Origin of the sequence: Portibacter marinus (assembly GCF_021533195.1) — a bacterium.
Classification (GTDB): Bacteria; Bacteroidota; Bacteroidia; order Chitinophagales; family Saprospiraceae; genus Portibacter; species Portibacter marinus.
In genome coordinates, this window is the sequence record NZ_JAJNKB010000052.1 from 1 (window position 1) to 1,663 (window position 1,663).

Below are 1,663 nucleotides of genomic sequence, written 5' to 3' on the forward strand. Positions count from 1 at the left end.
TGTTTCTTCCTGTTTTTGTAAACATGGTAATCTAAAGTCGATTTTGGAATACGAACCTTCTGTGCAAACTCCTTCCTACTCATTCCTGAAGCTTGAAACTGTCGATATAATTTTTCACTGTCTATTGCCATTACTATTTTTAATCGCAAATTCTCTATTCCTAGCTAAATAGACAAGATGGGGTTAGTGGGATGGATACAGTTATGCACAAGCTTGGTTGAGAAAGATAGCAGCGGGTTATCCGCACATCTTTCCACACTGGCAACATGGCTTCTCTCCATAGGTTTGATTACGAAGAGCCGTATGAGCTGAGAGGTTCACGTACGGTTCTGTGAGAGGTTTAGGGGTGAGATTCCCCTTTACCTACTCGTCACCTATTTTTAAGTACTTGAAATAGTGGTTCATTTATGTAATAGTTTGACTTCCCTAATTTCTCTTTTCGAAGGATTCCATCCTCTGATAATTGATTTAAATAATTTGCGGCTGTTATTCTGCTAACACCAAGATCTCTAACTACAAACTCTATTTTTGAATAGGGATGTTTAAAAAGGTTATTGAGTAAATCTTGGCTATAGAATTTATAATTATTTCTCAGTAAAATTTTCATGTTGGACATCTGGATTTTGATTTCTTTAATTAGAGCTATTGTATCTTTTGATGTTTTTTCAACAGATTCGATCATGTAAATTAACCATTCTTCCCATCTGTTTTCTGTTCTCACTGATTGGAGTAATTCGTAGTAGATTGACTTGTTCTTGATAATGTAATTACTTAGATATAGAATTGGAAGATTCAATAATCCTTGATTAATTAGATATAGTATATTAATTATCCTTCCTGTTCTGCCATTTCCATCATAAAAGGGATGAATGCTCTCAAATTGTAAATGAATAATCGCCATTTTTACTAATGGATCCAGATCAATTATTGAATTGTCATTAATAAAGATTTCTAAATTCTTCATCAGTTCTATGATCCTATCATAATCTTGAGGAGGCTCATATACCACCTCACCAGTCGAGGCATTCTTAAGAACTGTTCCTGGTACTTTCCTATATCCTGCTTTATTTTTCTCTAATCTCTCTTGGATTTTCAGAATCGTGTTATTGGTAAGTAATTGACTGTCTGTTACTAATGAGAATCCAACTTTCATTGCTTCAATGTAATTTTGAACCTCTTTTGAGTCGAGAGAAGTAATTAGATTCAATTCCGTTTTGTATAATTCATCATGTGTTGTAATTATATTCTCAATTTCAGAACTATCTTTTGCTTCTTGTAATCCCAGTGTATTTATTAATATATTTTGATTTGGAATCGTTGAAGCAATGCCTTTTAACTCTGCTAAAGCTGCATGTGCTTTAGGTAGCTTTTTCAAAACTGATTTTGTCTCTATATCAAGCTTTATCGGTAGAAAATCAAGTTGCCATCTAATTGGTTTCGGCATATGTAAAAACTATTAAACTTCTTTTACACTTACGTGCATACGTGTAAAGATAATCGTATTTTCTTTACATGTATAAATTTTTTAATAGAATATAACGGTTAATTGCATGGTGAGTATGAGCGATAGCGAAATATTCACTCATGCATAGTGTTACCCCTAGTTCCCTTTCAAATTTACATAATAGATTGTTCCTTTTCCCTTTCCTGCTCTGTTTATAAC

At 33.2% G+C, this 1,663-nt stretch carries 1 protein-coding gene; it reads right to left on the reverse strand.

Annotated features, from left to right (window positions below; genetic code table 11):
• Positions 1–370 precede the first annotated feature (370 nt).
• Complete coding sequence (locus L2567_RS20870) at positions 371–1,444, reverse strand: Fic family protein (RefSeq protein ID WP_235299807.1); 1,074 nt, start codon at positions 1,442–1,444, stop codon at positions 371–373.
• Positions 1,445–1,663 lie beyond the last annotated feature (219 nt).